Origin of the sequence: Trebonia sp., assembly GCF_049794275.1 — a bacterium.
In the GTDB taxonomy this organism is placed as follows: domain Bacteria; phylum Actinomycetota; class Actinomycetes; order Streptosporangiales; family Streptosporangiaceae; genus Trebonia.
Genome location: NZ_JBARCR010000266.1, coordinates 1 through 4297 on the forward strand (window position 1 = coordinate 1; position 4297 = coordinate 4297).

At 66.1% G+C, this 4297-nt stretch carries 5 protein-coding genes; 3 read left to right on the forward strand and 2 right to left on the reverse strand.

Features of this window, described 5'->3' with window-relative positions; genetic code table 11:
* On the reverse strand, window positions 1-624 hold a 624-nt coding region (locus WA805_RS07600; protein ID WP_425241979.1), incomplete at its 3' end, for an SDR family oxidoreductase.
* Window positions 625-723: 99 nt separating this feature from the next.
* On the opposite strand from WA805_RS07600, the gene WA805_RS07605 reads away from it, so the two are divergent.
* The 3 genes from WA805_RS07605 to WA805_RS07615 all read left to right on the forward strand — a co-directional run bounded on the left by WA805_RS07605 (window position 724) and on the right by WA805_RS07615 (window position 3410).
* Window positions 724-1596: a sigma-70 family RNA polymerase sigma factor gene (locus tag WA805_RS07605; protein WP_425241980.1), complete on the forward strand. Its 873-nt coding sequence runs from the start codon at window positions 724-726 to the stop codon at window positions 1594-1596.
* 53 nt (window positions 1597-1649) lie between these two features.
* Window positions 1650-2000: a VOC family protein gene (locus tag WA805_RS07610; protein ID WP_422271781.1), complete on the forward strand. Its 351-nt coding sequence runs from the start codon at window positions 1650-1652 to the stop codon at window positions 1998-2000.
* A gap of 234 nt (window positions 2001-2234) precedes the next feature.
* The gene (locus WA805_RS07615) at window positions 2235-3410 is read left to right on the forward strand and encodes a 5-methyltetrahydropteroyltriglutamate--homocysteine methyltransferase (protein WP_422287615.1); all 1176 of its coding nucleotides are present in this window, start codon (window positions 2235-2237) and stop codon (window positions 3408-3410) included.
* A 64-nt stretch (window positions 3411-3474) separates the two neighbouring features.
* Here the strand turns inward: WA805_RS07615 and WA805_RS07620 are convergent, their stop codons facing one another.
* On the reverse strand, window positions 3475-4059 hold the full coding sequence (locus tag WA805_RS07620; protein ID WP_422271785.1) for a TetR/AcrR family transcriptional regulator: 585 nt from the start codon (window positions 4057-4059) through the stop codon (window positions 3475-3477).
* Between the last annotated feature and the right edge of the window lie 238 nt (window positions 4060-4297).

Genomic DNA, 4297 nt, shown 5'->3' on the forward strand with positions numbered 1-4297 from the left:
GCTTGCCGTCAGGTACCCCCGGATTAGGTCCGTCCAGTTGCTCACCTGCGGGCCGGCCATGTCCGGCGCGCGACCGACGGGCTCGCCCAGCGTCAGCTCGACGAGTCGGGCCGCCACGTCGCGGGGATCAACTGGCTGGACAGTGAAGCCCGCCGGCACTGGCACCACGGGCAACCGGCTCAGTTTTCGCGCGTTGGCCAGGCAGTAGTCGTAAAACTGCGTGACCCGCAGGATCGTCCGGGGCAGGCCGGAGCTGGCCACGATCTGCTCGGCCTGGAGCTTCGTCCTGGGGTATCCCCAGGAGGCGATGTGGTCGATGCCCACGATGGACACGTACACCAGGTGGCCAGAACCCGCCAGGGACGCGGCTGCCACGAGGTTGCGCGTTGCCTCGGCGTCGCCCCTCGTGCTGGTCGCGCAGTGGATGATGGCCGCCGTCGCGGTCACCGCGGGCTTGATGCCATGGCCGGTCCTCAGGTCTGCGGTGAAGAATTCCGCGCCCTGCGGGATGGGGCGGCGGTGCCGGGCGAGCACGCGAACGTCGCAACCGCTGTCCTGCAGCTGTGCGACGACAAGCTTCCCGAGGCGGCCGGTGCCGCCAGTGACAAGGACGGGCGAGGCCATGGGTCCTCCGTTCGTTACGGTTCGTCCACGGCCTCCTGTCACATCGGCGGGGCCTGGACGGTCACGTCTATGACCGGCAACCACTCGTGAATGTGACCGATGAACGAACATGACGTGCTCGCGGAACGGTTCGAGGCCCACCGGCCCCGGCTGCGGGCCCTCGCCTACCAGACCCTCGGCTCGCCCAGCGAGGCTGACGACGCTGTCCAGGAAGCCTGGCTGCGGCTCAGCCGCTCCGATCCCGGCAGCATAGAGAACCTCGGTGGATGGCTGACGACAGTCGTAGCCCGGGTGTGCCTGAACATGCTGGCCGCGCACCGGGACGAGCCAGTGGGAGTGGTCCTGCCCGAGTCAATCGTCAGTGACGCGGACGGCAGCGGCCCCGAACACGAAGCTCTGCTTGCCGACTCAATTGGTCCCGCGCTACTGGTAATCCTGCACACGCTGACGCCCGCCGAACGGCTCGCATTTGTCCTGCACGACATCTTCGCCGTCCCGTTCGATGAGATCGCGGCCGTCGTCGGACGCTCGCCCGCCGCGGCCCGCCAGCTGGCCAGCCGCGCCCGCCGACGGGTCCAGGACGTGGCCCCAGTCACCGGCACTGATCTGCCCCGGCAGCGAGCGATCACCGACGTCTTCCTGATCGCCGCCCGCAACGGAGACTTCGACGCGCTGCTGGAGGCCCTCGACCAGGACGTCGTGGTGCGCTCTAACGGCACCGAGGTGGTCCGCGGCGCGGCGGCGGTGGCCGCACGCGCGTTCCCCTTCACCCGAATCGCGCAGGTCAGCTTGCCCGCTCTGATCAACGGAGCCATCGGCATCGTCACGGCCGCGGACGGGAAGCCGGTCACTCTCGTTGGGTTCACGGTCACAGGCGCGAAAATCACCGCGATCGACCTGATCGACAATCCCCGCAGCATCGCTGAAGCCGACCTGGCCGTGTCGGATCCGGCGTGGTCTCGTTCGTGGTGAGGGCAGGAGGGTGTCATCTCGGCGCCCTTTGGCTACCACCGAGGGAGCAAGAAATGTCGCATCCAATCGTGCACGCTGAGATCCGGTCGACAGACCCTGACGCGACCCGCAAGTTCTTCGGAGACCTGCTTGGATGGACCTACCCGGACCAGGGCGCGATCCCCGGCTACACGTTCGTCGACACCGGTGTGCCCGATGCCTTGTACACGGCGATCAGCCCGCTGCAGGGCGGTAGCGATCTGGTCACCTTCTTCGTCGCCGTTGATGACGTCGACAGCGCCGTGAACCGGGCCAGGGAGCTCGGCGGCCGGGTCGTTCAGGAGCCTCAGCACGTGCCCGGCGTGGCCTTCGCGCTGATCGCCGACCCGCAAGGCCACGTCGTGGGACTGACCAAGCAGGGCTGAGCGTAGCGAACGACGGGCCTGGCCCGGCCGGGCCAGGCCCGTCGAATTCCCCCATGACATCTCGTTGACCGTGGTCGGTCATAGGCTTATGCTCCGGCTAACGGCATGAGACAGGCCGGTCTCTCTCTAAATGCGCGGCGAGATCACGCTGGTTCCGATGCGCGTCGGTTCAGCCGGGCCGTGCAAGGTCACACCAGCGCAGCGCAGCGCAGAAAACAAGGAGAGCCAAGAGCCATGACCGACTACGATCCGAGGACTGCTACCGGAATTCCCACTGAACCTGTCGGCTCGCTGCCGCGCCCAAGTAGGTTGCAGCAGGCGTACGCACAATACGACGCGGGGGAGATCACCCGCGAGCAGCTGGAGAGCGAGCAGGACACGGCGGTCCGGGACTCCATCGAACACCTGGAGAAGACAGGCGCGCCGATCATTTCGGACGGCGAGCAGCGCTGGTCGAGCTTCGCGACCTACGCGATCACTGACACGCTAGCGGGCACCGGGCTCGCCGACCATCTGGCCGGGACCGGGGGCCAGTACTTCGCGATCTTCGCCGACGGGCACAACCGGCAGTTGCCGAGGCTCACCGGCGGTCCGTTCCGGTACAAGACATACGCCGCCGACACGCTGAAGAAGTCCATCGCGATGGCGCACAAGCCGATGAAGCAGGCCGTGATCGCGCCGTCGATGCTGGCCCTGCTGTATCCGCTCGATGAGGAGATTCCGGGCTACACCAGGGAACAGTTCGAGGCGGACCTAGTCAGCGAGTGCGAGAAGGACATCAGGCAGGCATTCGCCGCGGGGGCGGCGCGGGTGTCGGTGGACTTCACCGAGGGACGGCTGGCTACCCGCAACGACTCGCGCAACCCCTGGACCGGCCGGAACATGCTGCCGCATTTCATCGAGCTCAATAACCGGGTAATGGACCGGTTCACCGCCGAGGAGCGGACCAGGATCGGGGTCCACACCTGCCCTGGCGGTGACCGGGACTCCGTGCACAGCGCGGACGTGCCCTACAGTGACCTGCTGCCTTCGATGTTCGGCATCAACGCCGGGTACTTCCTGATCCAGCTCGCCAGCGAGCGGGACAAGGATCCGGTCTACCGGATGATCGGGGAGAATCTGCGCGACGACGCCAACGGCGTCACCCAGATGGCCTACATCGGCGTGATCAACCCGCTGAACCCACGGGTTGAGAGCCCGGAAGAAGTCCGCGACACCCTTGTCCGGGCGGCCAACTTCATCTCGAAGGAGCAACTCGCCTCGACCGATGACTGCGGGTTCTCCCCGTTCAGCATCGATGAGAAGCCAAGTCACGGGTCACCTGACTTCGCGCGCGAGACCGCCTGGCAGAAGATCACCAACCGGGTGGAGGGCACGAAACTAGCCGCCGAAAAACTCGGCATCAGCTGACCATCGTCTTGCGGCGGCGCCCGGGCCGGAAAGGCGGAGGTCCGGGCACTGCCGCCGGCGCCGTTCAGCAGCCGTAGTGCGCGAGCAGGAGCTCGCCGAGTTCCCTGGCCCGGTCCGCCGCTGCCGCGTCGCCCTCATGAGCCGCCATGATGGAGCCCTTCATGAGGATGTGCCATTTCCGCGCGAACGAATCGGTATCGCGGATTCCGGCCTCGGCCGCAAGCCTCTCGAGATAACCCCGGATATTCGCGAGGTGCACTACGGCCGCCTGGTGGACCGGGTGATCTCGGTCATTGACCTCGACCATGGTGGTCAGGAATGAGCAGCCTTCGAAATCCGGCTTATTGAACCACTCCGAAAACACATCGAATATCGCCAGCAGCTGGTCGCGCGGAGTGTCGCCGCGGCGCTGACTCTCGGCTTCTAGCCACCCGAGCGTCCACAGCTGCTCCCGGCGGCGCAGGAAATCGATTATCAGGTCGTCCTTGGACGGGAAATTCCGGTAAAGAGTCATCTTCGCTGTGCCAGCCCGGGCTATAACCGCGTCGACGCCGACGGACCTGGTGCCCTCACGGCTGAACAGTTCATATGCGGCCCGGCTCAAGCGCTCGCGGCCGCTCTCCGGGCCGTCTTCCCGTTTGTCGTTCACCAGCTTCCGCCGGTCAGTTGTTGCCGCACTTCATCGCTTCCCTAGGAATCTGACACAAGTATAACGTCAACACCTCGGCTGATTCTGAGAAGCCATGATTGGAATGACGATCAGCGGCCGGGCGGGAGCCGGTTAGGGATGCAGGTGGTAAAACCGCCACAGGTCGTGCTCGATGGGCAGCGTGTCGACGCGGGTGTAACCGGCGCAGCGTCCTCGGCGCCGGCCGCGTCGTCGTCGA

Bases quoted from the DNA above. Each gene is read 5' to 3' on its own strand.
- WA805_RS07615 (WP_422287615.1), top strand. From the start codon at position 2,235: ATGACCGACTACGATCCGAGGACTGCTACCGGAATTCCCACTGAACCT.
- WA805_RS07605 (WP_425241980.1), top strand. From the start codon at position 724: ATGAACGAACATGACGTGCTCGCGGAACGGTTCGAGGCCCACCGGCCC.
- WA805_RS07610 (WP_422271781.1), top strand. From the start codon at position 1,650: ATGTCGCATCCAATCGTGCACGCTGAGATCCGGTCGACAGACCCTGAC.